Origin of the sequence: Chondromyces crocatus, assembly GCF_001189295.1 — a bacterium.
In the GTDB taxonomy this organism is placed as follows: domain Bacteria; phylum Myxococcota_A; class Polyangia; order Polyangiales; family Polyangiaceae; genus Chondromyces; species Chondromyces crocatus.
On sequence record NZ_CP012159.1, the window covers coordinates 1,626,134 to 1,642,484 of the forward strand.

Annotated in this window: 14 protein-coding genes; 10 read left to right on the forward strand and 4 right to left on the reverse strand. The window is 70.3% G+C overall.

Annotated elements, in window-relative coordinates:
- The first annotated feature begins 2 nt into the window (after positions 1-2).
- The 6 genes from CMC5_RS06060 to CMC5_RS06085 all read left to right on the forward strand — a co-directional run bounded on the left by CMC5_RS06060 (position 3) and on the right by CMC5_RS06085 (position 8,451).
- Positions 3-1,847, forward strand: a complete 1,845-nt coding sequence (locus CMC5_RS06060) for a VanW family protein (RefSeq protein WP_082362275.1) — start codon at positions 3-5, stop codon at positions 1,845-1,847.
- Positions 1,848-1,981: 134 nt separating this feature from the next.
- Entirely contained in the window at positions 1,982-3,208 is a 1,227-nt protein-coding gene (gene coaBC / locus CMC5_RS06065) for a bifunctional phosphopantothenoylcysteine decarboxylase/phosphopantothenate--cysteine ligase CoaBC (RefSeq protein WP_063796221.1), read from the forward strand.
- Positions 3,205-3,999 (forward strand): CPBP family intramembrane glutamic endopeptidase, encoded by a 795-nt coding sequence (locus tag CMC5_RS06070; RefSeq protein ID WP_082362276.1) that lies wholly within the window; start codon positions 3,205-3,207, stop codon positions 3,997-3,999. The genes coaBC and CMC5_RS06070 overlap by 4 nt, the downstream gene beginning before the upstream one ends.
- Positions 4,000-4,265: 266 nt before the next feature.
- Positions 4,266-5,192, forward strand: coding sequence for an STAS domain-containing protein (locus CMC5_RS06075; RefSeq protein ID WP_156338257.1), 927 nt, complete (start codon positions 4,266-4,268; stop codon positions 5,190-5,192).
- 119 nt (positions 5,193-5,311) lie between these two features.
- Positions 5,312-7,915: a PEP/pyruvate-binding domain-containing protein gene (locus tag CMC5_RS06080; RefSeq protein WP_063796491.1), complete on the forward strand. Its 2,604-nt coding sequence runs from the start codon at positions 5,312-5,314 to the stop codon at positions 7,913-7,915.
- Positions 7,912-8,451 (forward strand): hypothetical protein, encoded by a 540-nt coding sequence (locus tag CMC5_RS06085; protein ID WP_050429521.1) that lies wholly within the window; start codon positions 7,912-7,914, stop codon positions 8,449-8,451. The genes CMC5_RS06080 and CMC5_RS06085 overlap by 4 nt, the downstream gene beginning before the upstream one ends.
- Positions 8,452-8,656: 205 nt before the next feature.
- Here the strand turns inward: CMC5_RS06085 and CMC5_RS06090 are convergent, their stop codons facing one another.
- Positions 8,657-9,400 (reverse strand): YebC/PmpR family DNA-binding transcriptional regulator, encoded by a 744-nt coding sequence (locus tag CMC5_RS06090; RefSeq protein WP_050429522.1) that lies wholly within the window; start codon positions 9,398-9,400, stop codon positions 8,657-8,659.
- A 149-nt stretch (positions 9,401-9,549) separates the two neighbouring features.
- Here CMC5_RS06090 and CMC5_RS06095 point away from each other — a divergent pair, with 149 nt between their 5' ends.
- Complete coding sequence (locus CMC5_RS06095; protein WP_050429523.1) at positions 9,550-11,274, forward strand: cation:proton antiporter domain-containing protein; 1,725 nt, start codon at positions 9,550-9,552, stop codon at positions 11,272-11,274.
- A gap of 235 nt (positions 11,275-11,509) precedes the next feature.
- Here CMC5_RS06095 and CMC5_RS44020 read toward each other — a convergent pair whose 3' ends face one another.
- Positions 11,510-12,133: a type II toxin-antitoxin system HipA family toxin gene (locus CMC5_RS44020; protein WP_063796222.1), complete on the reverse strand. Its 624-nt coding sequence runs from the start codon at positions 12,131-12,133 to the stop codon at positions 11,510-11,512.
- Positions 12,057-12,761 carry a HipA N-terminal domain-containing protein gene (locus CMC5_RS44025; RefSeq protein WP_063796223.1) on the reverse strand — a complete coding sequence of 235 codons (705 nt, stop codon included), beginning with the start codon at positions 12,759-12,761 and terminating at the stop codon, positions 12,057-12,059. The genes CMC5_RS44020 and CMC5_RS44025 overlap by 77 nt, the downstream gene beginning before the upstream one ends.
- A 165-nt stretch (positions 12,762-12,926) precedes the next feature.
- Here CMC5_RS44025 and CMC5_RS06105 point away from each other — a divergent pair, with 165 nt between their 5' ends.
- Positions 12,927-13,373 carry a nuclear transport factor 2 family protein gene (locus CMC5_RS06105; RefSeq protein ID WP_050429524.1) on the forward strand — a complete coding sequence of 149 codons (447 nt, stop codon included), beginning with the start codon at positions 12,927-12,929 and terminating at the stop codon, positions 13,371-13,373.
- Positions 13,374-13,726: 353 nt separating this feature from the next.
- A complete protein-coding gene (locus tag CMC5_RS06110) occupies positions 13,727-13,993 on the forward strand; it encodes a hypothetical protein (RefSeq protein ID WP_050429525.1) in 267 nt (88 codons plus the stop codon).
- Between the two features lie 90 nt (positions 13,994-14,083).
- Here the strand turns inward: CMC5_RS06110 and CMC5_RS06115 are convergent, their stop codons facing one another.
- A complete protein-coding gene (locus CMC5_RS06115) occupies positions 14,084-14,824 on the reverse strand; it encodes a hypothetical protein (RefSeq protein WP_050429526.1) in 741 nt (246 codons plus the stop codon).
- A 362-nt stretch (positions 14,825-15,186) separates the two neighbouring features.
- On the opposite strand from CMC5_RS06115, the gene CMC5_RS06125 reads away from it, so the two are divergent.
- Positions 15,187-16,332: a M35 family metalloendopeptidase gene (locus CMC5_RS06125; protein ID WP_063796492.1), complete on the forward strand. Its 1,146-nt coding sequence runs from the start codon at positions 15,187-15,189 to the stop codon at positions 16,330-16,332.
- The last annotated feature ends 19 nt before the right edge of the window (positions 16,333-16,351 follow it).

The following is a 16,351-nucleotide window of genomic DNA, read 5'->3' on the forward strand; positions in this document are numbered from 1 at the left end:
CCATGGAGCCCAAGGTCAAACCCAGCCGCGCGCCCGAGCTGAGGCGTTTCGCGGCGCTCGCGGCGATCTTCGTCACGAGCGGCCTGGCGATCACCTACCTGCTCCTGCCGCCCCCACCCGAGGTGCCGCCGCCCCCGCCGCCCATTCGCATCGGTGGCCTCGTCGTCCCCACGTCGGGGGACATGCTCGCGGACGCGCTCGATCTGGTACGCCGTCACGCCACAGGCGAAATCTCCCTCAAGCTTCCCGACGGCTCGTCCCGAACAATCAAGCGCAACGAACTCGGCATCGAGATCAACCGCGTCCGCCTCGCCGATCTCGTCAAGGAATCGCAGCGCCCCGGCAGCGCCCTCTTGCGCGCCCACCGCGCCGCGCGGGGCGACGCCCCGCTGGACCTCCCGCTCCCGCTGACGCTCGACACCGAGACGTCGATGAACCTCCTCCTCGATCTCAAGGCCGAGATCGACGCGCCGGCGGTCGATGCGTACGTCGATCTCCACGAGAAGCGGCTCAAGCCCGAGAAGGTCGGCCATCGCCTGGACGTCTACGGCACGCTCGACCGCCTGGACGAGGCGCTGCGGCGCGGCCTGAACACGATCGAGGCGGCCGTCGAGATCGTCCAGCCGAAGCTTGCCGCCGAGCAGCTCGGCAACGTCAAGTTCGACCAGGTCCTCGGTTACTTCGAGACCCGCTACACGCAAGGTGAGCGCGGCCGAGCCCGCACCTACAACCTCCGCCTCGCTGCTTCGAAGCTCGACGGCGTCGTGGTCATGCCGGGCGAGATCTTCGACTTCAATGGCGTCGTCGGGCCTCGTGACGAGGCGCACGGCTACCGCGTCGCCCCGGTCATCGCGCAGGGCGAGCTGGTCGACGGCCTGGGCGGCGGCACCTGTCAGATCTCCGGCACCCTGCACGGCGCCGCCTTCTTCGCCGGCCTCGAGATCGTCGAGCGCTACCCGCACTCGCGCCCGAGCTACTACATCAAGCTCGGCCTCGACGCGACGGTCGTCTACCCGACCATCAACTACCGGTTCCGCAACAGCTTCGACTTCCCGATCGTCCTGCACGAGACCGTGGCGGGAGGCGTCGTTCGCGCCGAGATCCTCGGTCCCCGTCGCGACCTGACCGTCAGCTATTTCCGCCGCATCGACGAGGTATTGCCCTTCGAAGAGGTCGAGCGCCCCACGCCCAAGCTGCCCGAAGGCGCCCGCGTCGTCAGCCAGCGCGGCATCCCGGGCTTCAAGACCACCAGCTCGCGTGTGGTCCGCGACGGCGCCTACGCCCAGCGCGAGAAGTGGACCGACAGCTACCCGCCCACCACGCAGATCGTCCACGTGGGCTCGGGTCCTTCCAGCCTCGAGGCCAAGGCCGTCGACGACAACCACCCCGAGTACACCGTCGACGAGTACCTCGTCCTCACCCAGGGCCCCGAGATCCGCAGCCCAGGCACCACCGCACCGGAGCCCGGGGGTGGCACCGTCGAGAGCCGCGAGCCTGGCCGCACGGGGGCCCGTGGATACACCGAGGCTTTGATCCGTTTCCGGGGACGTGATGGTGACGCCGACGGCGCTCCTCCCCTCATCGTCGCGGCCAGCGCGCGGACGGAGAGCGACGACGCGGCCCGTGACCGGAAGGCCGACGCCGACGAGTCCGAGAACGACCGGAAGGCCGAGCGGGCGAAATCGAAGGACGACAAGAGCAAGGGCGACAAGAAGGACGACAAGAGCAAGAGCCCCAAGAAGAGCGACAAGGACAAGAAGAGCGACAAGGACAAGAAGAGCGACAAGGACAAGAAGGGCGACAAGGGCTCCAAGAAGAAGCCGAAGAAGGACGACAAGGCCTCCTGAACGCCCGCCCGCGCGGGCTCGTCGGCGCGTCGCAGGCTGCTTCGCTCCCACGCCCGGCGGACCCCGCCCATCCCCCGGTTCCTCTGCCGCGCCTTCTCCTCGGCCTCGATCCGTGCGAGCTTTCGCGCCATCGCATGCCCACCGTCGCGCTGGCTGTCTCCGGGAGCATCGCGGCCTACAAGGCCGTCGAGGTCGCGCGCCTCCTGATCAAAGAGAGGGCCCGGGTCATCCCGGTGATGACCCGCAGCGCCCAGCAGTTCCTCGGCCCGCTCACCTTGAGCGGCATCTGCGGCGAACCAGTGCGCGAGACCATGTGGGACGCTCACTTCCCCGGCGAGCTGCACGTCGCCCTCGCCGCCGAGGCCGATGTCGTCCTCCTCGTTCCTGCCACGGCCGACCTCCTCGCGCGCCTCGCCCAGGGCCGCGCGGATGATCTCGTCACCGCCCTCGCCCTCTGCGCGCGCGGCCCCGTCCTCGCCGCGCCAGCGATGCACCCCCGCATGTGGTCCCACCCGGCGACCCTGCGCAACGTCGCCCAGCTCCAGCAGGACGGCCGCGTCGAGCTGATCGGACCGGCCGAAGGGGAGGTCGCCTCGGGCGAGCATGGCCTCGGCCGCATGGCCGACCCTGCCGTCATCGCCGCTGCGGCCATCGCCCGCGCGGCGCCGCGCGACCTCGCCGGACTCCGCCTCGTCGTCACCGCGGGCCCCACCGTCGAAGACATCGATCCCGTCCGCTTCCTCGGCAACCGCTCCACCGGCAAGATGGGGTTCGCCGTCGCCGAGCGAGCCGCTGCACGAGGCGCCGACGTCCTGCTCCTCGCCGGCCCCGTCTCCTTGCCCACCCCGTTCGGCGTGCAGCGCATCGACACCCGTGACGCCCTCGCCATGCGCGCCGCCCTCTGGCAGGCCCTCGGCCCCGACCTGACCGCGGCCGACGCCCTCATCATGTCGGCTGCCGTCGCCGACTACCGCCCCGCCGCGGCGCACGCCGCCAAGATGAAGCGCTCCGCGAGCGCCATGACCCTCGACCTCGTCCCCAACCCGGACCTGCTCGCCGAGGTCGGCGCGGCCCGCGCTGCCTCCGGTGCGGCGCGCCCTGCCCTCATCGGCTTCGCCGTCGAGACCGACTCCGACGAGCGCGTGATCGCTGCGGCCCGCGGCAAGCTGAAGACGAAGCAGGTCGACCTGGTGGTCGCCAACCACGCCTCCGACTCCTTCGGTCGCGACGACAACCGCGCGTTCCTCGTCACCTCGGACGCGGCCGACGCGGTCGGCGTGCTCCCCAAGCTGCAGCTCGCCGACCGCATCCTCGATCGGGTGGCGACCCTGTGCCGCCCGGAGAAACAAGCTCCCCGATGAGCGCAGACGCCCCGCGCGACAGCGTGCCCTCGACAGACGCCGCCGAGCCCGAGGAGACCCGCGCCTCGCTCGACGGCCGCTTCACCGATCCTCGCCAGCCACCGCCCACCTCACCGCGGCAGGCCATCCTCATCGCGGCCTCCGTCACCCTCGTCACCGCGCTCGGCGTCGCGTGGGCCTTCTCCCCCTCCCGCGCTGGCGTCACCGACCTGCTCTCTGCCCTCGCCGCCGTCTACATCCCGGGCGTCGCCCTCACCGCCCTCTGGCTTCGGCGCCGCGGCGAACTCCGCTTCGCCCTCGTGCCGCGCGGCGGCGACCTCGCCCTTGGCGCGCTGATCGCCGCGGTCCTCTACGGCACCGCGATGGGCGCGAGCCTCCTCATCACGCCGCACGGCTCCCCTCAGGAGGCCTGGATCCTCCGCCTCTACCTCCACCTCGGCGGCCCTGACGTCTCCGACCGGATGATCCTCGGTGGCGTCGTCTTCGCCATCGCTGCCCTCGAAGAGATCGTCTGGCGTGGCCTCGCCATGCGTGCCCTCTCGGGGGCTTTCGGCGCCGTTCCTGCGCTCCTCGTCTCGACGGCGTTGTACGGCGCTGCGCATCTACCGACCCTGTTTCTGCTCGCCGACCCTCAGGCCGGCCCCAACCCCCTCCTCGTCGCTGCGGCCCTCGGCTGCGGGCTCGTGTGGGGACGGCTGGTGCTTCTCAAGCATGAACGGCTCGCGCCCGCCGTGTTCGCGCACGCCTTCTTCTCCTGGGCCGTCGCCAGCTTCCCCCTCTGGCGTCCCTAGCGCGACGAGGCCGGCGCGTGGTGCGGCCGTGGACGACCTCGGGTCGACCCTGGCACCTGTGCGCGAGGCGAGGAGGAGGACGGACGTGACGACAGCCCCCGGTGTGACCCTGGTGCGGTCCTGGTGCGAGCGTGGCGGCATCCCACCCCTCCTCTCCCGCTGCTACACAGGCCGCGCCCTCCTCGGCTTCGCGCATTCTTTTCGGGCACGGTGCCGCTCGCGCGGGACCTGTTGCGCAGGTGGCTCGCCTGATTTATCCCCGCTTCATGGCCTCTCTCTCTCTGGAAGAGCTGCAAGCCGAGAACGAAAACCTCCGCGAGAAGCTCGCCGAGGCGGAAAGAGCCCGGGACGAAGTGACGGCCGAGCGTGACGTCTTACGCGCAGCCTTCATGCAAATGCCTGCCCTGTGCTCGATCATGGAGGGGCCGGAGCACACCTTCCTGCTGGCGAACGACCGCCTTCGCTCCCTCATCGGCGGCAGGGATCCCGTCGGACGACCCGTGAGAGACGCGATGCCCGAGATCATCGAAGCGGGCTACGGGGACCGACTCCAGCGCGTCCTCACCACCGGCGAACCGCTCGTGGGTGAGTCCTTCCCGGCCGACATCATCGACCCCGCGATCGCCTCGGGCTGGCTCTCGTACCAGTACGTGCCCCTGCGCCGGAAGGACGGCGAGATCTTCGGCGTCATGTTCCACGCCATGGACGTCACCGAGCAGCGCAAGCTCGAGCGACAGCAACAGATCCTCCACGAGGAGCTCGTGGCCGCGCAGCAGCAGTCCATCCGTGACCTGTCGACCCCCCTCATCCCCCTCGCCGATGAACTGGTGGTCATGCCGCTCGTGGGCAGCATCGACCCGGGGCGCGCTGGCCAGATCCTCGAGACCTTGCTCACTGGCATCACCACCCATCAGGCGGCCGTTGCCATCCTCGACATCACCGGCGTACGCGGCATGGATGAGAGCGTCGCTGGAGCCCTCATCAAGACGGCGGCCGCGGCGCGTCTCCTGGGCACCGAGATGATCCTCACCGGCATCAGCCCCGAGGTCGCGCGCACCCTCGTCGAGATCGGCGCCGATCTCGGCGCGATCACCACGCACGGCACCCTCCAGAGTGGCGTCACCTATGCCATGACCAGGGTCGGTGGCTCGTCTCGTCAGAGGACCGAGACGGCTCGCCGCATCATCACCTGAACCTCGTCGCAGCACGATCCAGCGCGGCCTCGCTCACGCGACACCAGCGCAGCCCTCGCCACCCTGCACGTCGAAGTGCGTGTGCATCCCGACGCGGACATGGTGAAGTGCGGCGCACCATGGACACGCAGACCTCGCGAGGTGCCCCTCACGGAACGAGCCCTGCAGCCCCGCAGCTCGTCCTCTCGCTGCACGAGATCGACCGCGGTGATCTCGCCATCGCGGGCGGCAAAGGAGAAAGCCTCGGCGCCCTGACGCGCGCCGGCTTCCGGGTACCGGAGGGCTTCGTCGTCACCACGACCGCGTACGATCGCTTCGTCGAGCAGGGCGACCTCGCCCCGCACATCGAGCGCGTCCTCCGCGACACGCCGGAGCATGGCGAGGCGCTCCGCAGCGTCTTCGAAGCGGCGCCCATCCCCGCCGACGTCGCCACCGCCATCGAGCAGGCCTACCAGAAGCTCGGCGCCCAGCCCCTCGCCGTCCGCTCCAGCGCGACGGCCGAAGACCTCCCGCAGGCCGCCTTCGCTGGCCAGCAGGACACCTTCCTCAACGTCGTCGGCCTCGCCGCCGTCCTCACGGCCGTCCGCCGCTGCTGGGCCTCCCTCTGGACCGACCGCGCCATCGCCTACCGCGCGCGCCAGGGCCTCGAGCGCGCCCCCGTGAAGATGGCCGTCGTCCTCCAGCGCATGGCCCCGGCCGAGGTCGCGGGCGTCCTCTTCACCGCCAACCCCGTCACCGGCGCCCGGGACGAGACCGTCATCGACGCGAACCCTGGCCTCGGCGAGGCCGTCGTCTCGGGCCTCGTCACCCCGGATCATTTCGTCCTCCGCAAGCGCCTCTTCGGCTTCCGCATCGTCGAGCGCCGCCTCGGCCGCCGCGAACTCGTCGTCCGCGCCCGCGTCGAGGGCGGCGTCGAGCACGTCACCCCCGCTCCTCTCCACGAGAGCGCCCCACGCGCCTCGCTCCCCGACGCCTCCCTGCGCGCCCTCGCCCGCCTCGGCGCCCGCGTCGCCCAGCATTTCGGCGCCCCCCAGGACATCGAGTGGGCCGTCGTCGCCGGAGAGCCCTGGCTCCTCCAGGCCCGCCCCATCACCGCACTCCCCGAGCCCACCGAGCGCCCGAAGAAAACGCCCGACAACCCCATCGCCTACTTCGCCGACATGCTCTCGGTGCGCCCGTACCCCATGGACCTCTCCACCTGGGGCCCTGGCATCTACGACGCCGTCCTGCGCTCGTTCAGCCACCTCGGCGTCACCGGCACCCGCTTCGCCGACACCTTCGTCGAAGAAGACAGCGTCATCCTGCAGATCCGCGACGACACGAAGTACCGCCTCTCGCCGCGCGTCCTGCTCGCCCCGGCGTGGTTCCTGTGGCACTGCGCGCGCCACAACCCCCTCCACTGGCGCGCGCTCCCCGCGCTCCACGAAGCCCGCGAGCGCGCCCGCGTCCTCGAATCCCGCGACCTCGGCGCCCTCGCCTGGGACGAGCTCGTGGCCACCATCCACGAGGCCCTGAAGCTCCCCTGGCCCCTGCTCGGCGAAGCCCGCAGGCGCTACTACCCCCGGGCCATGCTCGCCTTCGGCCTCCTCCAGCTCGCGCTCTGGCTCGTCGAGCACGAGGACCGCCTCGACGCCCTGCTCTCCGGCATCGACACCAAGACCCTCTCGGCGAACCGCGCCCTCGCCGCCCTCGCCGACACCATCCGCAACACCCCCGCCCTCGCCGAGACCTTCGCCCAGCACCCCCCCGAGGCCCTCTGGAGCGCCCTCGAAGCGCACGACGCCGGCCGCACCTTCCTCGCCGACGTCCGCGCCTTCCTCGACCACTACGGCCACCGCGAGGCCGTCATGTTCGCCGTCCTCGAGCCCACCTGGAAAGACGCCCCTGCCGTCGTCCTCGGCATGCTCGAGACCCTCGCCGCGAACGCCCCCCAGCCCGACACCGCGCAGCTCTCCTGGGAAGCGGCGCGCGACGAGATCCTCGCGCACCCCTTCCTCGCGCCCGCGCCCTTGCGTGCCGCCTTCACCGAGATCCTCGCCGAGGCCCGTGCCCTCACCGAGATCCGGGAAGACACCCACTTCTACGGCACCCTCCCCATGCCCATCCTCCGCCGCGTCCTCCTGGAACTCGGCCGACGCCTCACCGACGCCGCCGTGCTCTCTGCCCCCGAGGACATCTTCCATCTCCGTCTCGACGAGGTGGAGCGCGTCCAGGGCGTCTTGCCGCCGCCCGCTCAGCTCACCGCCGAGCTGAGCGCCCTCGTCGAACGCCGACGAGCCCGACGCGCCGCCCTCGCAGGCTCCCCCGTCGTCGACCCCAGGCTCTACCGCCGCACCGCCGCAGGCGCCGACGCCCTCGTCAGCGGCGTCTCTGGCAGCGCCGGCGTCGTCGAAGGGCCCGTGCGCGTCATCCTGAGCCCCGCCGACTTCAGCAAGATCCAGCAGGGCGACGTCCTCGTCGCCCCCTTCACCAACCCCGCCTGGACCCCGGTCTTCCAGCGCCTCGCCGCCATCGTCGTCGACAGCGGCGCCGCGGGATCGCACGCCGCCATCGTCGCGCGCGAGTACGGCATCCCGGCCGTCATGGGTGCGGGCGACGCCACCCGTCGCCTGAAGGACGGCGAGCGCGTGCGCGTCGACGGCAACCGCGGCGTCGTATTGCCCGCGCGCGCCCCCGAGCCCCCGAAAAGCGCCTCGGCCCACCCCGAGGAAGCGGTCTCATGACCCCGGTCCCGGCGACGAGGACCCTTCGCGACGGCCTGCTCCTCGGCGTCGTCTTCGCCTGCATCGTCCTTGCCCTGGTCGCCCTCGACCGGCGCTTCTTCCTCGACGACTACCCGCCGGACATCCGCTCCGTCGTCGGCGACGCCGCGGGCTCGCCTTCCGACCTGCTGATCATGGTCGCCTTCGTGCTCGTCTTCGGCACCCTGCTCGGCGGCCCGCTCCTCTCGCTCCGCGCCGCGCGCCGGGAGCGTAAGTCGCCCCTCGGCTTCCTCCCCGCCTTTCTCCACGTCGCCGGCCTCATCGTGCTGGTCAACGTCGTCGACGTCGTCGTCACCGACTGGCTCGTCTTCTGCACCCTCCGGCCCGCCTTCATCGTCTTCCCGGGCACCGAAGGCCTCCCCGGCTACGACGACTTCTTCTTCCACTTCAAGGCGAGCTTCCTCGAACTGCCGTCCTACCTCCTGACGATCGGGATCGCCGCGCTCGTCGCGGGCGCATTCACCCTGCTCGACCGCCGAAGACCCCGGCCAGCCTGACCGGAGCGAGCCCTCCTCGTACCGCGAGCGCGTCCTGCGGCGAGTACGCTGCGGTGCAGAGGAGGGTGGGAGCGACGCGGGAGCGCGCGCCGGCCGTGGCGCGACGAGGGGCGCACACCGGCGGTGGAGCGAAGAGGAACGCGAGCTGATGGCAGGCAGAGGAGGGTCGCGCGCTGGTGACGGCGCGTCCCTCCTCGTCAGCGGATCAGAGGTTCGCCAGCTCTTCGTCGGAGATGTCGAAGTCGGCGTACACGTTCTGCACGTCGTCGTGATCGTCGAGCGTGTCGAACAGGTTCAGACACACCTCGGCGTCGCGTGCGGACACCGCCTTCTTCGTCTTCGGGAGGTAGCCGGGACCGTACGACTTCACGGTGATCTTCGCCTCTTCCAGCGACTTCACCACCGTGTCGAGCACGTCGGTGCTGGCCACGACCTGCCACTCCTCGCCCAGATCGGTGTAGTCGTCCGCGCCGGCGCCGACCGCGATGTCCATGAGCTGGTCCTCGTTCGCCGCGTCCTTCGGCAAGGTGATGAGCCCCTTGCGATCGAAGGCCCACTGCGCCGAGCCGCCCGCGCCGAGCTGCCCGTTGTTCTTCTCGAACACCTTGCGGATCTCGGCGACCGTACGGTTCCGGTTGTCGGTCATCGCCTCCACGAGGAACATCGTCCCCGCCGGGCCCGTCCCTTCGTAGAGGATCTCCTCGTACGCCTCGCCGTCCAGCTCCCCGGTGCCGCGCTGGATCGCACGCTTGATCGTGTCCGCGGGCATCGCCTGCCCCTTGGCCTCGTTGACGGCCTTGCGGAGGCGGGGGTTGCCGTTCGGGTCACCACCGCCCATGCGGGACGCGACGGTGATCTCCTTGATGAGCTTGGTGAAGAGCTTCCCGCGCTTCGCGTCGAGTGCGCCCTTCTTCCGCTTGATCGTGGCCCATTTCGAATGGCCGCTCATGCTCCGTGCTCCGTGCTGACGGGCGACCGAGGGGGCGCGCCGCGTCGAAAAGTGGGGGCGCAAGCTACCGGGAGGGACGGGACGAGGCAACCAGTTCCCGCAGATCACCCGTGCTCGCCCGGACGACCACGGTCCGCTAGCCTCGGCCGATGCACCACGAGCTCATCCTCTTTCTGCTCTCCCTGGCGGTGCTGCTGGGGACTGCACGGCTGCTCGGTGAGCTGGTCGGGAAGCTCGGCTTCCCGCCCGTCGTCGGGGAGATCATCGCGGGCATCCTCGTCGGCAAGACCGTGTTCGGGCGGCTCGCCCCCGACGCCTCGGCCTGGCTCTTCCCCCCGGGCCCCGGCGTCGCCACCTGGCTCCAGTCCTACACCACCGTCGCCGTGGTGCTCCTCCTCGTGGTGGCCGGCCTGGAAATCGACCTCACCGTCGTCCGGAAGAGCGGTCGGGTCGTCTTCTTGACGAGCATCCTCGGCGTCATCATCCCCTTCGCGCTCGGCCTGGGCCTCGGCTACGTCCTGCCGGAGTACGCGCTCGCCGACCCGAGCCAGCGTGGCCTGCACGCGGCGTTCCTCGGCATCGCCCTCTCCATCTCCGCGCTGCCCGTCATCGCCCGGACCTTGCTCGACCTCGGCCTGATGAAGACCGAGTTCGGTCTGCTCGTGCTCTCCTCCGCGGTGATCGACGATCTCATCGGCTGGATCGCGTTCGGCGTGCTCTCCGCGAGCTTCGCCATGCCCGGCTCCGCGACCGTCGGTGGCGTGGCCAAGTCCGTGGCGATGACCGTGGGCTTCGTCCTCGTGACGCTGGCCGTCGTCCGGCCCCTCGCCGACAGGATGCTGGCCTGGATGGACCCACGCCACGACGCGCACACCGGCCGGGTGCTCTCGATGATCATGGTGCTGGCGCTGCTCGGCGCGGCTGGCTCCGAGGCGCTCGGCATGCACGCCGTCTTCGGCGGCTTCGTGATGGGCATCGCCGTCGGCGACTCCCCCCGCCTGCGCGAGCACACCCGCCAGGTGTTGCGCGACTTCGTGACCAGCGTGTTCACGCCGGTGTTCTTCGCGATGATGGCCCTCCGGGTCGACTTCATCGCGAACTTCGACGTGGGCCTGACGGCGGTGGTGCTCCTCATCGCCTGCATCGCGAAGGTCGCCGGCTGCGCCCTCGGCGCGCGTCTCGGCCGCGTGGGCTGGCGCGAGGCGCTGGCGATCGGCTTCGGCATGAACTCCCGTGGCGCGATGGAGATCCTCCTAGCCGTGATGGCGCTGCAAGCGGGGATCATCAACCAGCAAGTGTTCGTCGCGCTGGTCGTGATGGCCCTGGTGACGTCGCTTCTCTCGGGGCCCGCGATGTCGCGGCTCCTGCGCCCGACGCTCAACCCGATCGCGCGGCTGCTCGAGGCGGGTGTCGTCCGGCTGGACGTCGCCGCCGAGTCCCGTGGCGAGATCATCGCGGCGCTCTGCGGGGCGCTCGCCGAGAAGCGGGAGCGGCCCGAGGAGGCCGGGCAGTTCACGGCCGCCGTGTTGAAGCGCGAGGCGCTCGCGGGGACGGGCGTGGGCGAGGGGGTGGCGCTGCCGCACGCGGAGGTCGAGGGGCTGACCGCGCCGCTGCTTTCGCTGGGTCGGACGCAGGTGGCCGTGGACTTCGATGCGCCCGACGGGGAAGGAGCGCGGCTGGTGGTGCTGCTCCTGATGCCGCCGAAGAACTACGAGGGCAGCTTGAAGCTGATGTCCGAGATCGCGCGGTTCATGGCGCGTGAAGAGGTGCGGAAGGCGCTGCTCGATGCGAAGAACGAGCACGGGGTGATCTCGGTGCTGCGGGGTGGAGCAGAGGCGACGCCGATGGTGATGCCGGCGCGGCAGGAGGCCTGAGGGGCGCGGCAGCGTGCGCGGTGCGGGCGTGGGTCCCCCCGTGCGAGTCGCGCCTGGTAGGAGGCTTGGGGGGGCTGGGAGGGGGGAGGCGAGGGCAGGGGCGTTGGGGTGACGGGGGGCCGGCGCTCCGAGCGCACGGGGCCCACCCACGCCCGCACCGCGCACGCTGCCGCGCCCCTTGGGTGGGGAGCACGAGAAGGTACTGAGGGGGGATGGGGCGGGAGGGGCGCGGGGATCAGCGTTCGGTGGGCGGGATGGTTGAACCGTCATGCGCGTGATGCGCGGAGATGCGCGTGATGCGGTCGAGCTTGGTGCGGTAGGTGGGGCCGGTGTGGAGGCGGTGCTGTTGCCAGTGATCGAGGCAGCGGGTGACGAAGGTGCGCATCGGCGCGACGAGGGGGACGGGGAGGCCGTGGTCGTGAAGGTAGCGCTCGATGCGGGTGAGGTGCTCCCAGCCGATGCGGGTCGGTGAGCGCTCCTTGGCGAGGGGGAAGGCCAGCTCGCCGCGGCGGAAGAACTCGCGGACGGAGATCTGATCGTAGACAGGGGCGAGACGAGGGGTGCGGCCGTCGGGATAGAGCAGGGACCAGTTCTTCAGGTGGGCGTCGTCATTGCCGGAGAGAATGGCGAAGAGCACGCGGCGCATGAAATCGAGCAGGCCGTCGTGCCCGCACAGCGCACCGACGATCCGGGCAAGACCCTCGTAACTGGCCTTCCCGTACTTCCGTTCCGGGAGCACGCCGCGGACCTGAGCGAAGTCTTCCTGGTGGACGCGCGTTCCATCAGCGAGGCGGTCGTAGCGCTGGATCATGAAGACGTGCGGTCCCAGCGCGACGAAGCGAGGGTCGAGGTTCGTCACGGTGTCGGCGCGGACCAGCGCGTGGGGCGGGACATCGAGGCCGCACGACGCGTGCCCACTGCATCGTCCAGAACTCGTTTTCCGGCAGCTGTGGGAAGCGCGCTGAGCCGAACTTCATGATCCAGGTGCCGCCCAGCCCTCGCTCGGGCAACGTGAAGTGGCCGTCTTCCGATCGGATCACGGAGAACTTGAGCTGGACGCCAGCGAGAGAGAAGCGGAACTCGTCCGAGGGAGGTATCTGCGTCGTGAGGGAAAGCGCATCGCGCAGGGTCTCCGGCGTGTCCCCGCGTCGAGGTGGGTCGACCGAGGGACGCACCACGATGGCCCCCGGGAGATCTTCACCGAGGAGGGCGAGCTGCGAGGCCTCGTCGCCGTCCGGAGCCTGGGACGTGACGATCGCTTTCAGCGCTCCCTCGGGGAGGAGATTGGCGAAGAAGGGAGGCAGCCGGCCAGGATGCGCCCGCTGGCGAAAGAGCCGATGGTGGCGGCGCGCCTCGAACTGCTGGCCGAGCACGGTGCGCTCCGGATCGCTCAGGTAGTCGTCCTCCAGCACGAATGACAGAAGGCTCGATCCCCTCTCGCGGACGAGGGTGCCCACGCGGCGATCCCTCAGCATGACGTCGAGCATCAGGTGTCTCCTCCGGGCAAGTGGACGGCCATGGGAGCCCGGTCTTCACGGTTCGCTGTCGACTGGCGCGCGCTCCCACCTCTTCGAGCCGGTCGTCACCCTGATCATCCTACGCTATCCAGCATGCCGTGCTCGCGTGCGGAACGGCGACCAGGAGAGAACGAGATGTCGAACAGTGCAGTCGAGATAGCCAATCTTCTCTACCGCTATGCGGAGCTCGTGGATGGTGGTGACCTGCCAGGAGCTGCTGCTCTCTTCAAGAACGCGAGGATGAAGATCGTTGGCGCGGATGCGTTGCAAGACGATGCAGCCTTGCTGGCGATGTTGCAGGCGGTGGTGAAGATCCATCCCTGCGGCACCCCGCGGACCAGGCATCTGGTCACCAACCCGATCCTCGAGATCGATGAAGGCTCGAATCGAGCAACCTGCCGCTCCTGCTACACCGTCCTCCAGGTGACGGAGGGCATCCCCTTGCAGGTGATCGCTGCCGGTCGCTATCACGACCGGTTCGAGCGGGTCGATGGCCACTGGCGGTTTGCTTACCGCGACTACACCCTCTTCGACCTGAAGGGGGACGTCAGCGGTCATCTGAACCTCGAGCGACTGCTGTGAGGCCGTGAAGCGAGCGCTCCTCTGCGAGGGGGAGCGTGTCGATGCATCGGCCCCGATGCGCGTGCCGTCAGGAGGAGGGGCGTGTCCGATGGCACGGTCGAAGGGCCAGGCGAAACCCGGATGCTCCAGCACGTCGGCCAGAGGGGAGCGGTTGGAAGGCGCAAGGACGGGCCAGGAGCCCAGCGGCGGTCGGGGTCACGTTGGGCTCCTGGCGGCAGCCGACAGAAATCCGTGTGGCAGGAATGCGGGTGTGAGAGGGCACACGGCCGTTCCGCGTGGCAGGAATGCGGATGTAGGAGGGCACACAGTCGTTCCGCGTGGCAGGAATGTGGATGTAGGATGGCACACTGTCCATGCCTGCGGCAGCCGACAGGATGGACGCGGCAGCCGACAGGACCGACGCGGCAGCCGACAGGACCGACGCGGCAGCCGACAGGACCGACGCGGCAGCCGACAGGACCGACGCGGCAGCCGACAGGATGGACGCGGCAGCCGACAGGACCGACGCGGCAGCCGACAGGACCGACGCGGCAGCCGACAGGACCGACGCGGCAGCCGACAGGACCGACGCGGCAGCCGGTGAAATCAGATCCCCACGCGGCTCGGCGGTGGGGGCGTGACGGTGCTGACGAGCGCTTTGCCCAGCGTCGGCTAGCGCTTTGCCCAGCGTCGGGTGGCGCTCCCTCCTGCTCTCCAGGGAGCGACGTGTCTCAAGTTCGTTCTGGCAGGAACTGCTCGCAACTCTCGCGGAACGCGCGCATGTGATGGGCGCGCTGCGGGGCGACGTACACGTAAGCGCGGCCGACGGGGCACGCACGGCGCGCGAGGCAGGCCTGGGTCATGCACCCCGGATCGGGGACCGTGCGCAGGTGGGTGACGCAGGCGAGGACGTCGTAGCCCCTCGACGGATCGTCGGAGAAGGCGCGCACGGGGCAGCCGCCCAGGCAGGGGCGGTCGACGCAGGTCGCGCAAGGGCTCGGCGTCTCGTCCCGTGGAGGCAGGTCGATGCGCGCAGCGAAGAGCAGCGCCGCGCGGTAGGCGTGCCACAGACCGAACTCCGGGTGGATGAGCATGCCGAGGGGCGAGGGATGCACGGGCTCGGCGCGCTGTGCCCAGCGCTGGAACGGGTGGTACGGCGGGCCTTCGAAGGGGAACACGGGACGCGCACCGAGGTCGTGGGCGAGGGCGGTCACCGTCTCCAGGGTCCAGGCGTCGAGGCCGGCGAGCGTGGGGCGGGCGGCGCGCGCGCGCTCGAAGGCTTCCCACATGGAAGAACCCGCGTTGCCGAGCAGGGCGAGCGTGGCCGCCGGGGCGCCGTCCACGTCCGGCAGGGCGTCGTCCAGGGTCGTATGAAAGGCGCCGCGCACGCGCAGGCCACGTGACGCGCAGGCGGCCACGAGGTCGTCCCACGAGGGAGCGGCGAGCGCGGGGGTGGGTTCGGGAGGACGCATGGCCAGGACGCACGGAGCCTAGCGCAGGGCGTGTGCGGCCTCGAAGGCCATGAGCACGGCGTGATCTTCCATGCCGACGTGTGCGGCCGTTCGCGGTGCTGGCGCGGCCGTTCGTGGTGCTGGCGCGGCCGTTCGCCATGCTCGCAGCGGGACGTCCGTGGTCCTTCTCCGTGCAGCGTGGGCATTGCGAGGTGGGATTGCCTGGACGAATGATGTTTCAATGGCGCGAGATCGTGATCATTCGACGAACGCTGCGGGACCGAGGCACGAGGAGCGCATGCTATCGCTAGGCGTCGCCGGGCGGCGGACCTCCACGGGGGCGAGGTGGATGCGTGCGTCCGGTGGTCAAGGAGAGCTACGCGATGAACAAGAGCCTTCGTGGTCGTCTCGGTGCCGTGCTGGGTGGGGCGCTCGGTCTGGGGAGCCTCTCGGGGTGCATGGTGCCAGGAGGCGAGGTGGGGATGGAGGGCGAGGGCCCGATCGCACGCTCGGGGGCGCTCCAGGTGAGCCTCTCTGGCGCCGACGTGGCGTTGATGGCGCAGGACGAGGTGACGGTGACGGTGACCTTCACGAACGCCTCCACCGAGCCGGTGCGCGTGCCGCGGTGGTACACGGGCGGCGAGGCGATCCAGGAGCGGGTGCTGGAGGTCACGCGCGATGGGACGGAGGTCGCGTACCTCGGGCCGATCGTGAAACGGATGGCGCCGCGCGACGCCGACCTGATCACGCTCCTGCCCGGCGAGCAGGTGGAACGGGTGGTGGTGCTCTCGGACGACTACGACCTGTCGGTGTCGGGAGCGTACGCGGTGTCCTTCCGCGTGGACGGCGAGGCGCACGATGGCGAGGTGGGCGGCACCGCCGCAGCGGGCGCGATGAGGCCAGGAGCGGCGCTCGCCTCGGCGCGCGCTCCGGATCTCTCGCTCTGGATCGAGGGGAGGTCGAACTGGGTCCAGGAGAGCCGGGCGCGGCGGAAGGCGTCGGCGGTCGACGCGCTGACGTTCTCGGGGGGTTGCTCGACGTCGCGGCAGAGCACCATCGTGCAAGCGATGGACGCGGCCGAGACCTACGCGCAGGGCGCCCACGAGTACCTGACGACCACCACCCCCTCGGGCACGGGCCGTTACAAGACGTGGTTCGGGACCTACACGACGGCGCGGTGGGCGACGGCGCAGAAGCAGTTCCTGGCCATCCGGGATGCGTTCGTGGGGCAGGACGTGACCGTGGACTGCAGCTGCACGGACTCGGGGGTGTACGCCTACGTGTACCCGCGGGAGCCGTACAACATCTACGTGTGCGGCGCGTTCTGGAGCGCGCCGATGACCGGCACCGATTCGAAGGGAGGGACCCTGGTCCACGAGATGAGCCACTTCGCGGTCGTGGCCGAGACGGACGACCACGCCTACGGTCACACCGCCGCGAAGAACCTGGCGAAGTCGAGCCCGACCAAGGCGCTGAACAACGCCGACAACCACGAGTTCTTCGCGGAGAACACGCCCACGCTGCTGTGAAGGGGGGAGGGCGCGCGTC